At 61.5% G+C, this 17,622-nt stretch carries 15 protein-coding genes; 6 read left to right on the top strand and 9 right to left on the bottom strand.

The genetic code is table 11. The features are described 5' to 3' along the window. Both AC1DXO_RS25970 and AC1DXO_RS25965 read left to right on the top strand, forming a co-directional pair. The coding region (locus tag AC1DXO_RS25970; RefSeq protein WP_476980945.1) for a UDP binding domain-containing protein at nt 1-304 on the top strand (304 nt) is incomplete at its 5' end. Between the two features lie 65 nt (nt 305-369). After that, entirely contained in the window at nt 370-2,121 is a 1,752-nt protein-coding gene (locus AC1DXO_RS25965; protein WP_476981121.1) for a DUF885 domain-containing protein, read from the top strand. Here the strand turns inward: AC1DXO_RS25965 and AC1DXO_RS25960 are convergent, their stop codons facing one another. After that, nucleotides 2,122-2,397, bottom strand: coding sequence for a type II toxin-antitoxin system RelE/ParE family toxin (locus tag AC1DXO_RS25960; RefSeq protein ID WP_476981120.1), 276 nt, complete (start codon nt 2,395-2,397; stop codon nt 2,122-2,124). Beyond that, nucleotides 2,394-2,717, bottom strand: coding sequence for an antitoxin of toxin-antitoxin stability system (locus AC1DXO_RS25955; RefSeq protein WP_476981119.1), 324 nt, complete (start codon nt 2,715-2,717; stop codon nt 2,394-2,396). The genes AC1DXO_RS25960 and AC1DXO_RS25955 overlap by 4 nt, the downstream gene beginning before the upstream one ends. A gap of 137 nt (nt 2,718-2,854) precedes the next feature. Here AC1DXO_RS25955 and AC1DXO_RS25950 point away from each other — a divergent pair, with 137 nt between their 5' ends. Continuing rightward, nucleotides 2,855-3,100: a ribbon-helix-helix domain-containing protein gene (locus AC1DXO_RS25950; protein ID WP_476981118.1), complete on the top strand. Its 246-nt coding sequence runs from the start codon at nt 2,855-2,857 to the stop codon at nt 3,098-3,100. 5 nt (nt 3,101-3,105) lie between these two features. Next, nucleotides 3,106-3,483, top strand: a complete 378-nt coding sequence (locus AC1DXO_RS25945; RefSeq protein ID WP_476981117.1) for a type II toxin-antitoxin system RelE/ParE family toxin — start codon at nt 3,106-3,108, stop codon at nt 3,481-3,483. Here the strand turns inward: AC1DXO_RS25945 and AC1DXO_RS25940 are convergent. The 7 genes from AC1DXO_RS25940 to AC1DXO_RS25910 all read right to left on the bottom strand — a co-directional run bounded on the left by AC1DXO_RS25940 (nt 3,480) and on the right by AC1DXO_RS25910 (nt 13,698). Then, the gene (locus AC1DXO_RS25940; RefSeq protein ID WP_476981116.1) at nt 3,480-4,721 is read right to left on the bottom strand and encodes a F390 synthetase-related protein; all 1,242 of its coding nucleotides are present in this window, start codon (nt 4,719-4,721) and stop codon (nt 3,480-3,482) included. The genes AC1DXO_RS25945 and AC1DXO_RS25940 overlap by 4 nt on opposite strands. Beyond that, nucleotides 4,705-5,430 (bottom strand): MBL fold metallo-hydrolase, encoded by a 726-nt coding sequence (locus AC1DXO_RS25935; protein WP_476981115.1) that lies wholly within the window; start codon nt 5,428-5,430, stop codon nt 4,705-4,707. The genes AC1DXO_RS25940 and AC1DXO_RS25935 overlap by 17 nt, the downstream gene beginning before the upstream one ends. Further along, nucleotides 5,427-6,377: an NAD-dependent epimerase/dehydratase family protein gene (locus AC1DXO_RS25930; protein ID WP_476981114.1), complete on the bottom strand. Its 951-nt coding sequence runs from the start codon at nt 6,375-6,377 to the stop codon at nt 5,427-5,429. Before AC1DXO_RS25930 ends, AC1DXO_RS25935 begins: the two co-directional genes overlap by 4 nt. After that, nucleotides 6,374-7,366: a 3-oxoacyl-ACP synthase III family protein gene (locus AC1DXO_RS25925; RefSeq protein WP_476981113.1), complete on the bottom strand. Its 993-nt coding sequence runs from the start codon at nt 7,364-7,366 to the stop codon at nt 6,374-6,376. The genes AC1DXO_RS25930 and AC1DXO_RS25925 overlap by 4 nt, the downstream gene beginning before the upstream one ends. Before the next feature lie 609 nt (nt 7,367-7,975). Further along, nucleotides 7,976-9,331: an efflux transporter outer membrane subunit gene (locus AC1DXO_RS25920; protein ID WP_476981112.1), complete on the bottom strand. Its 1,356-nt coding sequence runs from the start codon at nt 9,329-9,331 to the stop codon at nt 7,976-7,978. Further along, entirely contained in the window at nt 9,328-12,501 is a 3,174-nt protein-coding gene (locus AC1DXO_RS25915) for an efflux RND transporter permease subunit (protein ID WP_476981111.1), read from the bottom strand. Before AC1DXO_RS25915 ends, AC1DXO_RS25920 begins: the two co-directional genes overlap by 4 nt. 3 nt (nt 12,502-12,504) lie before the next feature. Further along, nucleotides 12,505-13,698, bottom strand: a complete 1,194-nt coding sequence (locus AC1DXO_RS25910) for an efflux RND transporter periplasmic adaptor subunit (protein WP_476981110.1) — start codon at nt 13,696-13,698, stop codon at nt 12,505-12,507. Between the two features lie 412 nt (nt 13,699-14,110). Here AC1DXO_RS25910 and AC1DXO_RS25905 point away from each other — a divergent pair, with 412 nt between their 5' ends. Together AC1DXO_RS25905 and AC1DXO_RS25900 are read left to right on the top strand one after the other, a co-directional pair. Continuing rightward, nucleotides 14,111-16,123: an alpha-amylase family glycosyl hydrolase gene (locus AC1DXO_RS25905; protein WP_476981109.1), complete on the top strand. Its 2,013-nt coding sequence runs from the start codon at nt 14,111-14,113 to the stop codon at nt 16,121-16,123. Between the two features lie 231 nt (nt 16,124-16,354). Continuing rightward, the coding region (locus AC1DXO_RS25900) for a UDP-glucose dehydrogenase family protein (protein ID WP_476981108.1) at nt 16,355-17,622 on the top strand (1,268 nt) is incomplete at its 3' end.

The raw sequence follows: 17,622 nt of genomic DNA, 5'->3' as shown, positions 1-17,622 counted from the left end.
GGAACTGGTCAGGGCCGGCGCCACGGTGCGTGGTTACGATCCGGAGGGCATGGAGAATGCGAAACAGGTCCTGCCGCCGATTACCTATTGCGATGGTCCTTACGCCGCGGCCGAAGGCGCCGACGCGGTCGTCATCGTCACCGAATGGAACGAGTTCCGTGCGCTTGACCTGAAGCGGATCAAGGCGGCGGTCAAGGCCCCTGTGCTGGTCGACCTGCGCAACATCTATCGCAAGGAAGAGGTCGCCCGACACGGCTTCGCCTACTACTGCGTCGGAAGGCCTGCTGAACAGATCACGGGCTGAACAGGGATCGCTTGTCAAATCGTGTTGTGTGGCGTCAACTGGCTTCACACAACGGGATAGTCCGAATGAAAAACGTGATCATGATCGCCGCCGCCTGGCTGGCGCTTTTTGCGATGCCCGTCTGGGCCGGGCCGGCGGACGACGCCTTTACAGCCATCTATACAGCGGAATGGAGCTTCCGACAGACCCTGTCGGCCAGCGGCGAGGATACGGGCGCCACACAGATTTCGGCCCATCTGCCGGATATCAGCGCCAAGGCCCAAGCCCAGCGCCTGGTCTATTGGCAAGGCATTGAACGCCAACTGGCGGCCATCGACATCGGGCAATTGTCGCCGGATAACCAGGTCAATTACGCCGTCTACAAGACCCAGATCGATGCCCTGGTCGCTGCACAGGTATTTCGTGAGTATGAAAAGCCGGTCAATTCCGACAGCGCCTTCTGGAGTGATCTCGTCTACGAGACGGATCAGGATTTTCGCAGCGAGACGGATTATCGCAACTATCTCAGTCAGCTGTCGGAAATGCCGCGCTATTTCGACCAGGCGATCGACAATATGCGCACAGGCCTGAAGCACCGCTTCACGCCGCCCAAGGTCACGCTGGCCGGCCGCGACGAATCGATCCGGTCGGTGATCGATATCAAGCGGCCGGAAGACAGCGTCTACTACAAGCCCTTCAAGACCATGCCGGCCAATATGCCGGTCGCCCTTCAATGGGAGTTGCGTGCCAGGGCCGTTCAGTTGATCGATAATGCCGTCATACCGGCGCACCAAAAGCTCCTGAAATTCTACGACGACGACTATGTGCCCAAGTCGGGGACCAGCCTGGCCGCCAGCGATCTGCCCGACGGTCCGGCCTATTATCAATCGAAGATCCGCGAATTCACCACGCTCGACCTGACGCCCGACCAGATCCACACCATCGGGCTGCAACAGGTGGCGCTCATCCACGCCCAGATGCTCGATGTCATGAAGGAGGTCGGGTTCGAGGGCGATTTTCCGGCTTTCCTCAGCTACCTGCGTACGGAGCCGAAGTTCTATGCCACCACGCCCCAGGCCCTGCTCGACCGGGCGGCATGGATCTCCAAGACGGTCGACGGCAAGATCGGCGACTGGATCGGACACCTGCCGCGTGCGCGCTTCGGTGTCATACCGGTCCCGGACGCGATCGCGCCCTATTACACCTCGGGGCGGGGAGGGCCGGGCGTCTATCTGGTCAATACCTACGATCTGAAATCGCGCCCCTTGTTCCAGCTGACGGCCCTGACCCTGCACGAGAGCGCGCCGGGACATGCCTTCCAGATGCCGCTGGCGCTCGAAAACACGTCCCTGCCGGAGTTCCGCCAGAAGACCTATATCTCGGCCTATGGCGAGGGCTGGGCGCTGTATTGCGAACGCCTGGGCCTTGAGATGGGGATGTACGAGACGCCCTACGACCGCTTCGGATATCTCAGCTACCAGATGTGGCGGGCGTCACGCCTAGTCGTCGATACGGGGATCCATGCCAAGCGGTGGACGCGCGAACAGGCCCAGGCCTTCCTGCGGGACAATACGGCCCTGTCGGAGCACGAGATCGAAACGGAGGTCGACCGTTATATCTCGTGGCCGGGCCAGGCGCTGAGCTATTATCTCGGCGAAATGGCGATCGTCGATGCCCGGCAGAAGGCCGAAAAGGAACTGGGCCCGAAGTTCAATATCCGCGCCTTCCACGATACCGTGCTGGAACTCGGCAGCGTGCCACTTCCGGTACTGACGGCGCATATAGACGCCTTTATCGCCAAGGGCGGTGTCGGGCCCTATCCCGAGGAAGAAAAATAATCAGCGCTTCTGGGAGGTATGGCGGAAGCGCAGGACCTGGATATTATCGCCGACAATACGGTAGGTGACGACGAAATAGGTCCGATTGATGGTCAGATCGCGCGTGCCCGGCGTCTTGCCTGGCCGCCCGAGATAAGGGTGCCGCACCAGACGATCGGTTTGACGCTCGATTTCGTCGAACTGAGCCAGCGCCGAGTCAAGGCTCTGGCGGGCGATGAACTCGAGGGCGGTGTCGCGGGCCTGTTCAGCCGTATCCACCCAGAAGACACGACTCATTCAGCCGCTTCATCGTTCCGGGCAGCGTCCCTGTCCTCGATACGCGCGATCAGCGAAGCGCGCTGGATGCGCATCCGTTCCTTGACCTCTGCGTGGGTCAGCCATTTGGTGCTGGGGTCGTCAGCTTCACGCAGCGCCTGTTCGGTGTCGGCGCGGAACCATTTGTCATAATCACGCGCTTCCTGCTGCTTTTTGACAAAATCCCGGATAAATTCGCGCACGATCTGCGATGCCGGACGATGGGCTGCTTCGGCTTCGGACATGAAGGCATCGCGCAGCTCGGTTTCAAGCTTGAACGTAAATACGGCTTCCTTGGGCATGGCGGCGCCTCATACTGAAAAGGTACTAACCTTTTATAGTCGATATATGTACGAATTTCAAGCTATCACCTATTATCGCAATATTTGACATTTATTGACATCAGCGGGATAGTCGATAGTCAGAATGGAGATCTCCCATGGGCGCCAGCCTCCACGTCAGTCTGCCCGACGCCATGCGTCGTTATGTCGACAGCATCGCCGACGGCACCTCGCTTTATGCCACGCCGAGCGAATATGTTCGTGAACTTATCCGGCGGGACATGGAGAAGATGGAAGTCTATCAAGCTCTTCTGCAAGGGCTGGATCAGGCTGAACGCGGCGAATTTGTTGCCGACACATTCATGGATGACCTTCTGGAAGATCTCCGGACAAAAGACGATTGATTCCAGTGGGTCGTTTTCATATTACGTCCCTGGCTGCGGAACATCTGCGCCAGATTGCCGACGATAGCCGACAAAGATGGGGCAAATTGCGCGCCATCTCGTATGTCTCAGATTTGCGATCCGGATTCCTGCATATTGCCGATCGGCACGGCAGTCTGCCAAAGCGCACGCGATTGACAGGCAGTTTGAAGTTATCTTTGTACCGCGTCGGCAGTCACTACATTGCCTACACCGTCCTGACGGAGAGCGATGTGGCGATCACCGTCGTACTGCACGAACGTATGGACGTGTCCACACGTCTGCAAGATCTACACGCACACACCGCCAAACAGGTGGGTGATATTCGCGCGCGGCTGCTGCGATCGCAGTTCAAGCCAGATTAAGTGCGCCAAGCCTTTTCGATCCGTCGCAGCTTACGCGCCGAAATGGCCGGCTGTGTATCGATCACCTTGATCGTCGCGCTCACATCCAGCCCCGCCAGCAGGGCCTCCAACGCGTCGCGCGCATTTCCAGCTGCTTCCGTCGGCGTGACGCTTAACTCCAGTTGGCTCTCACCGGTTTGGACCAGCCGAAAATCGCTGATCCGGCGGTCGCTGTCGACAATGGCGTTGCGCAGGATATCCGGCGTCAGGGTGTGTGATCCCCCGATAGTGATCAGATCATCGCAGCGTCCTTCGATCGCCTCGACCGCCTGCAGGGGCGAGCCGCACGGACACGCTCGCGCCGACAACCGCAAAAGGTCGTTCATGCGATAACGGCACATGGCCTGGGTCCGCCGGGTAAAATCGGTGATGACCGGCGCCTTCAAGTCGCTGCCCGCCACGTCCTCCCATTCGAACAGGACGGCGTCTTCGCACAGGTGCAAGGTGCCGTGTTCGCAGGCCACGCCCAGCAGCCCTTCGGTCGCCATATAGATTTCCCGCACACCGACGCCGAACCGTGTTTCGATCACCCGGCGATCCAGTGTGTCCAGCACTTCGGCGCCCGAAAATATACGCTTCAAGGCCGGTACGCGGTCGCGTTCCGCCAAGGCGCGCAGGACCTTGGGCGGGCCGATCACCGTGTCCGGCCCATAGTCACACACCGCCGGCAGTATAGCGTCCAGTCCGTCGTGCAGGTCGAAGAATTTCAGCTCCAGGCCCGGCAGCCTGGCGGCCCTGTACAGGGCCGAGTTCAGCGGCAGGATCAGGGCGATCCGCGCCGTCTCAAAGGGAAAGCGGGGCAGGGCCTTGGCCAACAGCACGCCCAGCCATTCATAGCGCTCGGCATCGGATACGACATAGAGGCCGCGATTACCCGACGTGCCGGTGCTGGCGCCAACAAAATAGCCGGGACGTTGTGGTGCACGGCCTTCGAACATGGCCCAACCTTCCTGCGCCGTCAGGCCTATGGCGTTGTAGTCCTCAAACGCCGACATCAGCCGTCCCTTATCAAGCAAGGGCTGGGCGGGTAGAAAATTTATTTTATAATTCCGGAAATATGGTATTTTTTGCCGCGTATCTTTCTGCCACCGCCTGAGACGTGTTTCCTGCCAGGCGGCAATATCGGCCCGTGTACGCAGGGTCCGCGCCAGGCGCCGCGTGCGCAAAAACGCCGACAGGGCTCTAAACTGCGGGATCATGACAGAAGACAATCTCGTAACCGGTCATGCCGCGCAGGGTGGCCAGCGAGGCCTGCATGGCGGTTTCATCGTGATAAACCAGCCGCGCGGGTCCGCTCGGCGGCCTGTCTTCAGCGACGGCGCGGCTTAGCCACTGGGCGTCGGCAGCATAGACGAGCCTGTGCTCCGGCCACACCACGCCGGTATGACCCACGGCATGGCCGGGCAGGTCGAGACTGAGCATGGAGCCATCGCCGAAGACATCATGCGTCATCGGGATCAAACGCGTTTCGAAATCGGCCGGCAGCAGTTCGGTAAAAACACCGTGACGCAGCTGCTGGAATCGCGACTGGCGTTTTACCTCCGGCCAACCGGAGGCGATAAACCGGGCATTGGGGAACCGTTTCAATCCGCTGATATGGTCGGCGTGGAAGTGGGTAATGAAAACATATCGTACATCGTCGGCCGAAAAGCCCAACCGCGCCAGGACGGTCTCCGGCTGTTCCGCCAGTACAGGCCGGATCGCCGCGGCATAGGCCCACAACACAAGGCTGCGCCGGCCGGCCGTCACTTCCGGGCCGTAGCCTGTATCGATCAGCACAGGGCCATGCACCGGATGCACCCACACACCGTAGCGCACGCCCAGCTGCACGGATCGCCACGATCCGCCCCTGAGCACCAGACGTTCCGGGACGGCCAAGAGGGCGCTGTTGGCAAAGATGGGTCTCATGAAAAGGCACGCCGCAAGCCTTCGGCGAACGACACTTTTGGCGCATAGCCCAGGTCGCGCGCCGCTGCGCCGATATCCAGGGTCTGGCTATAGGCCATGACGCCGACACTGTAGGCGGTGAACAGCGGTTCCGGCCGCCCGGGTGTCAGGCCGGCGACGAGTTCGGCGCTGCGGGCGGCGAACATGGCCAGGCCTGTCGGTATGCCGGTAAACCGAGGTTCGAAACCGGCGCCCTGGCAGGCCTGTACGATGATCGATTTGAGGCTGATCGCTTCGCCGCCGGAAATGTTGTAGGTCCGCCTGTGCACCGTGTCCGGGGCGTCCAGGGCCGCCGTGACCGCCGCCACGGCATCGTCGACATGGGTCAGGTCGGTCACGGCTTCGCCATGGTTGATCAGGGGCAGGGCACCGTTGCGTGCTGCCCGGATGAGGCGCGGCAAGAGGGCGGTGTCACCCCGGCCATACAGGCCGCGCGGTCGCAGGATCACCGTTTCCGGATAGGCGCGAACCAGGATCTCGGCGGCGCATTTCGATGCCGCATAGGCATTGACCGGCGGGGGCAGGGGATCGCTTTCCTTCTGGCCCAACTGATCGCGAAAGCGAAAGGCGACGGTTGGTGAACTGATAAAGACGAATCGGCGCACATTCATCCGGCCGGCCATGTCGAGGGCATGACGTGTCCCCGTGACATTGGCGGCTTCGAAATCGCGGCGCCGGCCCCAGTTCGACGACAAAGCGGCCGCATGGACAAAGGCGTCCGCCTGCGCGACCGGTGGCCGGGCGTCCCGGCTCAGGTCGATGGCATGAAAAACAATCCCGTCGGCCGTCAGGTCGGCACCGCGCGTGGCATCGCGGCCAAGACCCACCACCTCATGGCCCAGCGCCTTCAGATGACGGCACAGATGCGAACCCAGAAAGCCGGTCGCCCCGCTAACGACAACTTTCATAGTATGAGCGCCATGCCACCCAGTGAAACGCCGGCAGACGTGCCGAGGATCAAGGCCCTGGTCCCGGCCAGGGCGCGTTGCGCCTGGCGGGCGTGATGCAGGGCGGTGGGAATCGAAGCCGCGATCTGGTTGCCATGGTCACGCACGATATTGACCACCTTTTCAGCGGCGAAGCCGCAACGTCGCGCCAGGTGCGCCAGGGCGCCGGGACTGGCCTGGTGGGGAATGATCAGGTCGACCTCATCGCGCTGCCAGCCGGCGTCGTCCAGCAACCGGTCGAGAAAAGGCTCGAAATGCCGCGCCGTCAGGCGATACAACGCCTCGCCATCCATATGAAACAGGCTGTGGCGATCGAAAGCCTCGCGATCCTTGTGGTAGTCAAAGCGCGTTCCGCCTGAACCCAGGGTGCAGGCCTCATAGGCCGACGGATAGGTCTCCATACGCGAGGCCAGCATCCGCATCTCGCCGTCGCCCGAAATGACGACCGCCGCGGCGCCATCACCGAACAGGGCTGCGGTCGCCGGCGCCTGCGCCCACGGCAGGCCGCGTGATGCGACCTCAGAGGCGACGACCAGCGCCTTTTGGTGCGGCGCCAGCATCCGGCGTGCGACGTCCAGTGCGGTCATGAAGCTGAGGCAGGTCGCGTTGATATCGAAGGCCATGCAGGCGCCGTCAGCGATGCCCAGCCTGTATTGCAGCAACGGCGCGGTCGAAGGGATCGACTGATACGGAACCGCAGCGGCAAACAGTAGGACGTCGATCTCGGCTGGATCGGTCCGGGCTTCGACCAGGGCTTGGCGGGCGGCGTCGAGCGCCAGATCGACCTGGTCCTCTTCGTCGCAGACATAGCGCTGTTCGACGCCGCTATGGCGAAAGGTCCAGCCGGGTGTCTTGCCCAGGCGCAGATCTATAGCATCTGATGTCAGGCAATGGCGCGGCAGAGCGGCGCCACTGCCGAGAATATGCAGGGAGAAGGGTGTGGTGGGCACGGTCCGACCTTTTACAAACAGCGCACCGCCGGCACGTTCACCACACGTGCAGGCGCATATCCTGCGCAGCGACAGTTCAACCAGCCCCGGTTGGATCTACGGTATCATGAAGGTAGGCCGCCGCGAAGGGGAAAGTTGAATTCGGCCGGCGCTCGGCGGAGTTCAAGCGTTTCGACCATGGAATTTTTAACACGAACGGCACGAGCGAGTGCGCGCCGCCCGCTGTTGATATAGACTTGACCACGGATAAGGCACGGATCGGTTGTAAAGACGCAACCGACACGGACAAACACGGATGTCAAAGCCGTCCAATGCCGGCGCGAAATGGAAAGTTTGAAGCGCTCTGCGCTTCGACTAGAGCGCAATCCGATAAAGTGGATGCCACTTTTCGGTTAAATTGCGCGACAAAGCAAAAAGTTAGAGCGAAATGACGATTCTACCTAAAGTCATTTCGCTCTAAAGATTCTTACGGAATTTTATGTCGAGCATTTTTCATCCGCGTTTATCCGTGTCCGCGTAGCGGTATCCGAGCCTCATCCGTGTTCAAATCTTTTCTTTCGCTTAAAATTCTGCGGACGAAGACGAGCGTCAACGAGCGTCGGCCAAAATCTACCTCAAACTCTGATCGTTCCCCAAGGCGCGATACAAGGCCACAAGGTTCGACGCCTTGACCGCGCGCAGATCGATCAGCGACTGTTCCGCGTCAAATGCCGTGCGCTGGGCGTCCAGCAGGGTCAGGTAGCTGTCGACGCCATTGTCATACCGTGCCTGGGACAGGCGCAGACTGGTTCGTGCCGCATCGGTCGCCTTGGCCTGTGCATCCATCCGTTCGTCGATCCGCGCCCGCACCGCCAGGGCCTGGTTAACGTCGTTGAAAGCCGATTGAATGGCCTTTTCGTATTGCGCCACGGCGATATCGCGCGAAACCCTGGCGCCGCGCAACCGCAGCACATTGGCGCCGCCTTCGAAGATCGGTACCGAAATATGCGCCCCGTAGCTCCACCCGCCATTGGCCGAATCGAACAGGCTGCCCAGGTCGCTCGATGCCTGGCCCGCTGAACCGGTCAGGGAGATCGATGGGAAGAAGGCCGCCTGAGCGGCGCCGATATTGGCATTGGCGCCCTTCAGGTCGTGTTCGGCCGCGAGTACGTCCGGCCGGGCCAGCAGCACATCCGACGGCAGGCCGACCGGCAGGTCTTCGGCCACAACATCGTCGTCAAGACCCGTCGGCAAAAGACCCTCGGGCACAGTGGCACCGGCCAGCAGGGTCAGGGCCGATCTGTCCTGATCGATGGCGGTTTCCAGTGCCAGGACGCCGGCATGCGCCTGTTCGACCAGGGTTTGTTGCTGGCTCAGGGCCAGGTCATCGAGCACACCGATCCGCGCCCGACCCTGGGCAATCTCGAACGCCTCCTGACGCGTCTTGTAGGTGTCCTGCGCGAGGACCAGGGCGTCACGGTCGGCAGCGAGATTAATCCAGGCATCAGCCACGGCGGCGATCAGCGCTATCTCGACTGAATCGCGATTGGCCTCGCTGGCGAAGAAATCTTCCTTGGCGGCATTCTTCAGCGACCGCACGCGGCCGAACAGATCCACTTCCCACGACAGGCCGAGGTCGGCCGAATAGGACTCGGCATCACCGGTCGTGTTGTCGTGGCTCTTCGTACCCGAACCGGAACCGTCTGCCGACGGCAGCAGGCCGGCGCGTGCAATGCCGTAGCTCGCGCGCACCTGGGCCACATTCAGCGCGGCCACCCTCAGGTCACGATTATTGTCCAGCGCCAGTTGGATGGTCTGCTGAAGGGTGGAATCGAGGAACAGGTCGCGCCACGATACCTTTGCTGCGGCGGGTGCCGGCGCTGTGACCGGCCATTCGGTTGCCACGGGCAAGGCCGGGCGGTCATAATGGGGCGCCAGGGTGCAGGCCGACAAACCCAGAAGACTCAAGACAATCAGCTTCTTCATGGTCTGGCTCCCCTGCGGGCTTCGCGTTCGGCAATATCCTGCGGCAGGTTGTCATGGCGGAACAACCGTTGCACCAGCACGAAGAACAGCGGCACGAAGAAGATGGCGAGGAAGGTTGCCGACAAGACCCCGCCGATCAGCCCCGTGCCGATGGCGTGTTGCGACGCGGACCCGGCCGAATTGGCCAGGGCCAGGGGCATGATGCCGAAGGTAAAGGCCAGCGACGTCATGATGATCGGCCGCAAGCGAATGCGCACCGCTTCCAGAGTCGCCGCCACAAGGGTCCGCCCTTCCTCGTGCAGGGTCTTGGCGAATTCGACGATCAGGATGGCATTTTTGGCCGACAGCCCCATGGTGGCCAACAGTCCGACCTGGAAATAGATGTCGTTGTTCAGCCCGCGCAGCCAGGTGCCGACCAGCGCGCCCAGAATGCCCAGCGGTACAACCAGGATGACGGCGAGCGGGATAGACCAGCTTTCATACAGGGCCGCCAGCAACAGGAACACGACCAGCAGCGACAGGGCGTACAAGGCGGGCGCTTGCTGGCCTGACTCCTTTTCCTGAAGTGACAGGCCCGACCATTCGAAGCCAATCCCCTCGGGCAGCTCACCCACCATGGTCTCGACGGCCTTCATCGCCTGGCCATTCGACTGGCCCTTGGCGGCCTGACCCTGGATTTCCATGGCCGGCGCGCCGTTATAGCGCTGCAACTGCGGCGGACCGAACGTCCAGTGTGACTGGCCGACCGACGAAAACGGCACCATTTCGCCGGCATTGTTGCGCAGGTACCAGCGATTGATATCCTGGGGCTGGCTGCGGAACTGGGCGTCGCCCTGGACATAGACGCGCTTGATCCGGCCGCGGTCGATGAAATCGTTGACATAGGAACCGCCCAGCGCCGTGCCCAGCAGGGCATTGATATCGGTAATCGCCACGCCCATGCTGCTGGCGCGGGCGTTGTCGATGTCGATCTGCAATTGCGGCATGTCGTCCTGGCCGGCCGAGCGGACATTGGCCAGCGTCGGGTTCTTTGCCGCTGCGGCCAGCAACTGGTCGCGTGCGTCGCTCATCGCCTGGTGTCCGACGCCGCCGACGTCTTTCAGCTGCAGGTCGAAGCCGGACGAATTGCCCAATTCGCGCACCGGCGGGGGAATGACCGGGTTGATCCGCGAATTGGGTATTTTCGCAAACGCCTTGTTGGCCCGCTCGACCAGGGCGAAGACCTTCATGTCCTCGCTCTTGCGGTATTTGAATTCCTTCATGCGCACGAAGGCCATACCCTGATTGGTGCCGGAGCCGGAATTGCCGAAGCCTGTGACGGTGAACACATAGTCGACCGACGGGTCCTTTTCATAAAAGGCGCGCACCTTGTCCAGCGTGGCGAGGGTCTTGGGTGTGGTCGACCCGACCGGCAGCTGGACCTGGGTCATCAGGAAACCCTGGTCCTCGTCGGGCAGGAACGAGGTCGGCAGTGTCAGGGCCAGACCCGCCACGGCGGTAATGATGCCGGCATAGATGCAGAGGAACAGGCCGGGGACCTTCAATATGCCCTTGACCGCACTCTGGTAGCGGTGGCTGAAGACCTGAAAGCCGCGATTGAAGCCCGACAGCGGCCCCTTGACCTTGACGTCGGGATCGTCCTCGCCAGTGGGGGCACCCTCGTTGGCTTTCGGTGGCCGCAGCAGGGTGGCGCACAGCGGCGGGGTCAGGATCAGGGCGACCACGACCGACAGGGCCATGGCCGAGACCAGGGTGACCGAAAACTGGCGATAGATGATGCCCTGGGTGCCGCCGAAAAAAGCCATGGGCACGAACATGGCAGCCAGAACCGAGGCGACGCCTATCAGCGCGCCGGTAATTTCGTCCATCGACTTGCGGGTGGCTTCCAGGGGCGACAGGCCTTCTTCGTGCATGACGCGTTCGACGTTTTCGACGACGACAATGGCGTCATCGACCAGCAGCCCGATGGCAAGGACCAGGCCGAACATGGTCAGGGTATTGATGCTGTAACCGAAGACGGCCAGCACGCCGAACGTACCCAATAAGACCACGGGCACGGCGATGGTCGGGATCAGGGTCGCACGCCAGTTCTGCAGGAACAGGAACATGACGGCAAAGACCAGAACAACGGCTTCGATCAGGGTCTTGACCACGTCTTCGATAGCAATCTTGACGAATTGCGTCGAGTCATTGGGAATGGCGTATTTGACGCCCGCCGGGAAGGACGGCTTCAGTTCCTCGACCTTGGCCTTGACCGCGTCGGCGGTCTTCAGGGCATTGGCGCCGGTGGCGAGGTTGATCTGGATACCTGTGGCGATCTTGCCGTTCAGGCGGGCGATATTGCCGTAGTTCTGCGGCCCCAGCTCGACCCGTGCCACATCCTTCAGCTGGACGGGCGTTCCGGCCGGGTTGTTCTTGACGATGATCGCCTCGAACTGCGGCACGGTCTGTAATTGCGACTGGGCGGTGATGGTGGCGCTCAATGCCGCGTCGGGAGTCGCCGGATCGGCGGCCAGTGAGCCTGCGGAGACCACGGCGTTCTGTGCCCGTGTGGCGGCGGTGACATCGGCGGGCGTCAGGTTGTAACCGGCCAGCTTATCGGCATCCAGCCATATGCGCATGGCGTATTGTGAACCGAAGATGCGCGTGTCGCCGACGCCGTCGATGCGGCTGATATCGTCGTTCATATGCGACGCGATCCAGTCGGCCAGGTCGGCATTGGTCAGCGAGCCGTCTTCGGTGTACAGGGCCACCGCCATCAGGGTCGAGCCCCCGGCCTTGTTGACGCGCAGCCCCTGGGACTGCACGTCCTGAGGCAGGCGGCGGACGACCGACTGGGCCTGGTTCTGCACCTGGACCTGGGCGAAATCGGGGTCGGTGCCGGCTTCGAAGACCAGGGTAACATTGCTGCCACCGGCCGACGAATTGGACGTCATGTATTTCAGCTTGTCGAGGCCCGTCATGCCTTGCTCGATGACCTGGGTCACCGAATCCTCGACGACCTTGGCCGAGGCGCCGGGATAATTGGCCGACACTGTGACCTGCGGCAGGGCTATGCGCGGATATTGTTCGATCGGCAGCGTGAAAATAGCCAGGGCGCCGGCCAGCATAATGACGATGGCGATGACCCAGGCGAAGATCGGCCGGTCGATAAAAAAGCGAGACAACATGACTTACCGGCCCGGTGCTGGACTGGACGAGGGTTCGGCACCGTTGGCGGGTTGCACGGCATGCGCCTTGATATCGCCCTCGGGTTTCAGCCGCATGGCGCCTTCGACAATGACCTTGTCGCCGGCCTGCAAGCCCGCACTGACCTGCCAGTTCGGACCGATCATCTGGCCCAGCACGATCTTGCGGCTGTGCGCCTTGTTGTCATCGCCGGCGACCAGCACGCTGGCCCCGCCCTTGGGATCAAGGATAACCGCGCCCTGCGGCACCAGGACGGCTTGCGCCACTGTCCCCGTGACGATCCGCGCGCGGACATACATGCCCGGCAGCAACAGGCCATCAGGGTTGTTGAAAACCGCGCGCAAGGTCACGGCGCCGGTCGACGGATTGACCGAGACATCGGAAAACTGCAACCGGCCAGTCTGGCTGTAGACCGAACCGTCGTCCAGGGTGAGTTGGACGTCGGCCTGATCGACGGCGCCGACCTGACCGCTGCTGACCGCCTTTTTCAGCTTAAGCACATCGCCGGAAGACTGGACGATATCGACATAGATTTTCGACGTGTCCTGGACGACCGCCAGCGGATCGGCCTGGTTGGCGGTGACCAGGGCGCCCGGCGTCACCGATGACTTGCCGATACGGCCGGAAATGGGGGAGGCGACTTTTGTGTAGTTGAGCGCGATATGTGCCTGTTCGACGGCGGCTCTTTGCAGCGCCACACTCGCCTGGGCCTGTTTCAGCGCGGTCTGGGCATCGTCGTAATCCTGCTGGCTGATGGCCTTGATGGTGATCAACTGCTGGGCGCGTTCGGCCTTGGTCTGGGTGGCGGCAAGGGTGGCCTCGGCCTGCTGCTGGTTGGCCAGGGCGGAATTGTAACTGGCCTGGTAGGTTGCCGGATCAATCTGGTACAGGGATTGGCCGGCGCTGACCAAGGCGCCTTCGGTGAACTGGCGCGCCTTGACGATACCGCCGACCTGGGGGCGCACCTCGGAGACCAGCCAGGCCGAGGTTCGTCCGGACAGGTCCTGGGTCAGGTTGATCGGCTGAGTGGTCACCACGACATAGCCGACATTGGCCGGGCCACCCTTGCCCTTCATGGCGCCGTCATCCTTCTTGGCGCAGGCCGTCACGCACAGGACGGCCATACTCAGGACACTTAGGGCGAGGATGGGCAACAGGCGGAAAACGGCTTTGTACATACGGGGGCCTCGGTCAGTCCTCTGGCTAAACGCTGCAGTGCGGAAATTCCGGCGGACCCAATCAGAGGAAATGCCGAAATTGCCTGGCGCCACGTCGAAAACCGCGGTTCTAGACTTCAGGTGTTACAGTTATGCGACATTGTCTAGCGAGGCGGGTTTGTTGTCGCAATTGGAAACCACTTCACGGTGATTAAATTGTCTTCATGTGGGTAGCGTGCGCCGCAGTGCCGCAGCCGGTATACGTATTCATCACCCGGCCGCGAAAAAGTCCTGTAAACATGCCTTAAGGCGCACGCACTCCACATAATAACAATGGAAACAAAGTCTTGCGCTCTTGAGAAACCGCGTCACGGCACCACAACAGACGGCTGCACTTAAGTCAGCCGCACGCGATACTCGGGGAGTGATAAGGATGCACAGGTCGTTTTTCGTCGCCATGGCGACGGTTTTGGCATTGGTCGTTTCCGCCTGTGGCGGCGGGGGAGGCGGTGGCAGTTCCGGCGGAGGGGGCGGGGGGGCGTCCTCCAGTTCCAGCAGTTCGGTCCTGGCGATCACCGTCCACTATAAGCGTGTGGCGGGCGACTATACCGGCTGGGGGCTGCATCTGTGGAACGACACAAGCGGTACTCCGGCCATTGCGACCGGCACGGCGACGGCCTGGACCAGCCCGCGCGCCTTTGACAGCGTAACCGGCGGCTGGGCTGTGGCGACCGTTCCGCTGGCCAACGACAATGCCAATCTTAACTTCATCGTCCATGCGGGCGACGCCAAGAGCCCGATGCTGGACCTGAAGGTCAATCCCTCGACCTTTGGTCACGATGTCTGGGTGATCCAGGATACGAGCATGCTGTATGCCAATCAGGCCGACGGCGATGCCGCGGCCGGCCGTGTCGGCCACCAGGCCGATACACTCAACCTGGCCAATATTTCGGTCAGCTCGACGGCCAGCGCCTTGCCGGCACATTGGAACGAACGTGCCCAGTTTATGGAAATCTTCGTCCGCTCGTACAAGGACAGCAATGGCGACGGCAAGGGCGACCTGCGCGGCCTGATCGGCCAGCTCGATTATCTCAAGTCACTGGGCGTTACCGGCCTGTGGCTGATGCCGGTTTACCAGAGCCAGGATCATGATCATGGCTACGCCGTCACGGACTATCGCGCCATCGAGGCCGACTATGGCACCATGGCCGATTTCGACGACCTGATTACCCAGGCCCATGCCCGCGGTATCGGCATCGTCCTCGACTATGTCATGAACCATTCGGCCGCCCAGAACCCGCTCTTCCTCGATGCGGTCAGCGCCACCGGCAATTCGCGTCGCACCTGGTATGAATTCCAGGCGTCGAATCTCGGCTGGACGGGCTTCGGTGGCGGACCCTCCTGGCGCATTGCCGAAAGCGGTTGGTACTACAGCCTGTTCTCGGCTGACATGCCGGACTTCAACCTGGCCAATCCCGACGTCATCGCCTACCACATGGACAATCTGCGCTTCTGGCTCAATCGCGGCGTCGACGGCTTCCGTTTCGACGCGGCTGAGACCTTTATCGAGACCGGGGCCGGCGCCTGGTACAACCAGCCGCAGAACCATCCGATCCTGCTTCAGGCGCAAAACGTCATCAATGGCTATAATAATCGCTACATGGTGTGTGAAGCCCCGGATCATCAGTCGGACTACGCTGCAACGACGTCGTGCGGCCATGCCTTCGCCTTCTGGGTCGGCGGCGACGTCAAGACAACGGCGACCAGTGGCACCCTGGCCTCGGGCCTGGCCACCTATTTGTCGGCTGCCGACCGGATGCGCCGGCCGCTGTTTCTGTCGAACCACGACTCGTTTGCCGGTAACCGTCCGATCGGCGATCTGTCCGGTCACGGTGAAGGCGACTATCGCGTAGCGGCCGCCGTCGAGGTCCTGGGATCGGACACGCCCTTCGCCTATTATGGCGAGGAGACCGGCATGGCTAACAATGCCGAAGGCGGTGATGGCGGTGTACGTTCCCCCATGAGTTGGACGGGTGCGGCCAATGCCGGCTTCTCGACGATTTCGCCCTATCGGACCCTGTCGACCAACTACACCACGCACAATGTCCTCGCCCAGGACGGTGTGTCGGGTTCGTTGCAGGGCTGGTATAAATCGCTTTATGCCTTGCGATCGGCCTATCCAGTACTGCAATCGGGCGCCCTGACCTTGCTTTCGGCCCCGGGCGACGCGCATGTCACCTTCCTGCGCAGCTTGGGCGGGCAAAGGGCGGTCGTGGTGATCAACCTGCAAACCGCTACCCAGTCGATCACGGTCGACACAGGTCTGACAGCCACGTTTTTTGGCGATATCTACCCAACTATCGGGGGATCACACACCAGCAATGCATCGGGCAAGGTCACCGTGTCTGTTCCGGCGCAGAGTGTACTGGTTTTCGCCACGCCTTGACGCCCGAGAAGCGCGGAAGTCCTGTTTCCTTCCTCCCTGCGCCCCTGCGCAAGGAGGGAGGGCATGCTGCGGCTCAACCTGCCAAAATTCCCTTGGCTAAAATTCCCTTGTGACGTGCGTCCAAACGCAAAAATATCCTTGCGACACAAATTGTTGCAATATTTATGTTGCACCTGCACACCATTATCGGATTTGTTAGACCATCATTTTTAGAGACGGTCGGCGGTATTTATGAAGATCACGATGATTGGTTCGGGTTATGTGGGTTTGGTATCGGGCGTCTGCTTTGCCGAATACGGTCATGACGTGGTGTGCATGGACAAGGATCTTGGCAAGATCGAAGGTCTGAAGAACGGCAAGATCCCGATCTTTGAACCCGGCCTTGAAGAAATGGTGCGTGACAATGTCAAGGCGGGCCGCCTGACCTTTTCGACCGACATGGCGGACTGCGTGGGTGACTGCGAAGTGGTGTTCATCGGGGTGGGTACGCCGACCAACAAGGAAACCGGCCATGCCGACCTGAAATACGTCTATGCGGTGGCGAAGGAGATTGCGGCCCACGTGAAAGGCTTCACCGTGGTGGTGACCAAGTCGACCGTGCCTGTGGGCACAGGCGACGAGGTCGAGAAGATCATTCGCGAAGCCAATCCTGCCGCCGATGTCGCGGTCGTCTCCAATCCGGAATTTCTGCGCGAAGGGGCGGCGATCAAGGACTTCATGATCCCCAACCGGATCGTGGTGGGTATCGAAGACGAGCGCGCCCGTCCGGTGATGACGGAGGTTTATCGTCCGCTGTTCATCAACCAGTCGCCGCTGATGATCACCACACGCCGCACGTCTGAGCTGATCAAATATGCCGCCAATGCCTTCCTGGCGATGAAGATCACCTATATCAACGAGATGGCGGATCTGTGCGAAGTGGTGGGCGCCGACGTCCAGGAAGTGGCGCGCGGCATCGGCCTCGACAACCGTATTGGGACCAAGTTCCTGCACGCCGGCCCGGGCTATGGTGGTTCGTGCTTCCCGAAGGACACCCTGGCCCTGGTCAAGACGGCGCAGGACTTCGACGCCCCGACGCGGCTGATCGAGGCGACGGTGGAGATCAACGAGAGCCGCAAGGCGAAGATGGCGCAGAAGGTTGTCAAGGCGATCGGCGGCAGCGCCGCCGGCAAGACGATCGCCGTGCTGGGCCTGACCTTCAAGCCCGAGACGGACGACATGCGCGACTCACCGGCGATCACCATTGTCGAGGAACTGGTCAGGGCCGGCGCCACGGTGCGTGGTTACGATCCGGAGGGCATGGAGAATGCGAAACAGGTCCTGCCGCCGATTACCTATTGCGATGGTCCTTACGCCGCGGCCGAAGGCGCCGACGCGGTCGTCATCGTCACCGAATGGAACGAGTTCCGTGCGCTTGACCTGAAGCGGATCAAGGCGGCGGTCAAGGCCCCTGTGCTGGTCGACCTGCGCAACATCTATCGCAAGGAAGAGGTCGCCCG

The organism is Asticcacaulis sp. P2_C5 (assembly GCF_056404555.1).
The sequence above is the reverse complement of the archived record's forward strand: the minus strand, read 5'-3'. Positions and strand labels throughout refer to the sequence as shown.

Bases quoted from the DNA above. Each gene is read 5' to 3' on its own strand.
- AC1DXO_RS25965 (WP_476981121.1), top strand. From the start codon at position 370: ATGAAAAACGTGATCATGATCGCCGCCGCCTGGCTGGCGCTTTTTGCG.
- AC1DXO_RS25960 (WP_476981120.1), bottom strand. From the start codon at position 2,397: ATGAGTCGTGTCTTCTGGGTGGATACGGCTGAACAGGCCCGCGACACC.
- AC1DXO_RS25955 (WP_476981119.1), bottom strand. From the start codon at position 2,717: ATGCCCAAGGAAGCCGTATTTACGTTCAAGCTTGAAACCGAGCTGCGC.
- AC1DXO_RS25950 (WP_476981118.1), top strand. From the start codon at position 2,855: ATGGGCGCCAGCCTCCACGTCAGTCTGCCCGACGCCATGCGTCGTTAT.
- AC1DXO_RS25940 (WP_476981116.1), bottom strand. From the start codon at position 4,721: ATGATCCCGCAGTTTAGAGCCCTGTCGGCGTTTTTGCGCACGCGGCGC.
- AC1DXO_RS25935 (WP_476981115.1), bottom strand. From the start codon at position 5,430: ATGAGACCCATCTTTGCCAACAGCGCCCTCTTGGCCGTCCCGGAACGT.
- AC1DXO_RS25930 (WP_476981114.1), bottom strand. From the start codon at position 6,377: ATGAAAGTTGTCGTTAGCGGGGCGACCGGCTTTCTGGGTTCGCATCTG.
- AC1DXO_RS25920 (WP_476981112.1), bottom strand. From the start codon at position 9,331: ATGAAGAAGCTGATTGTCTTGAGTCTTCTGGGTTTGTCGGCCTGCACC.
- AC1DXO_RS25915 (WP_476981111.1), bottom strand. From the start codon at position 12,501: ATGTTGTCTCGCTTTTTTATCGACCGGCCGATCTTCGCCTGGGTCATC.
- AC1DXO_RS25910 (WP_476981110.1), bottom strand. From the start codon at position 13,698: ATGTACAAAGCCGTTTTCCGCCTGTTGCCCATCCTCGCCCTAAGTGTC.
- AC1DXO_RS25905 (WP_476981109.1), top strand. From the start codon at position 14,111: ATGCACAGGTCGTTTTTCGTCGCCATGGCGACGGTTTTGGCATTGGTC.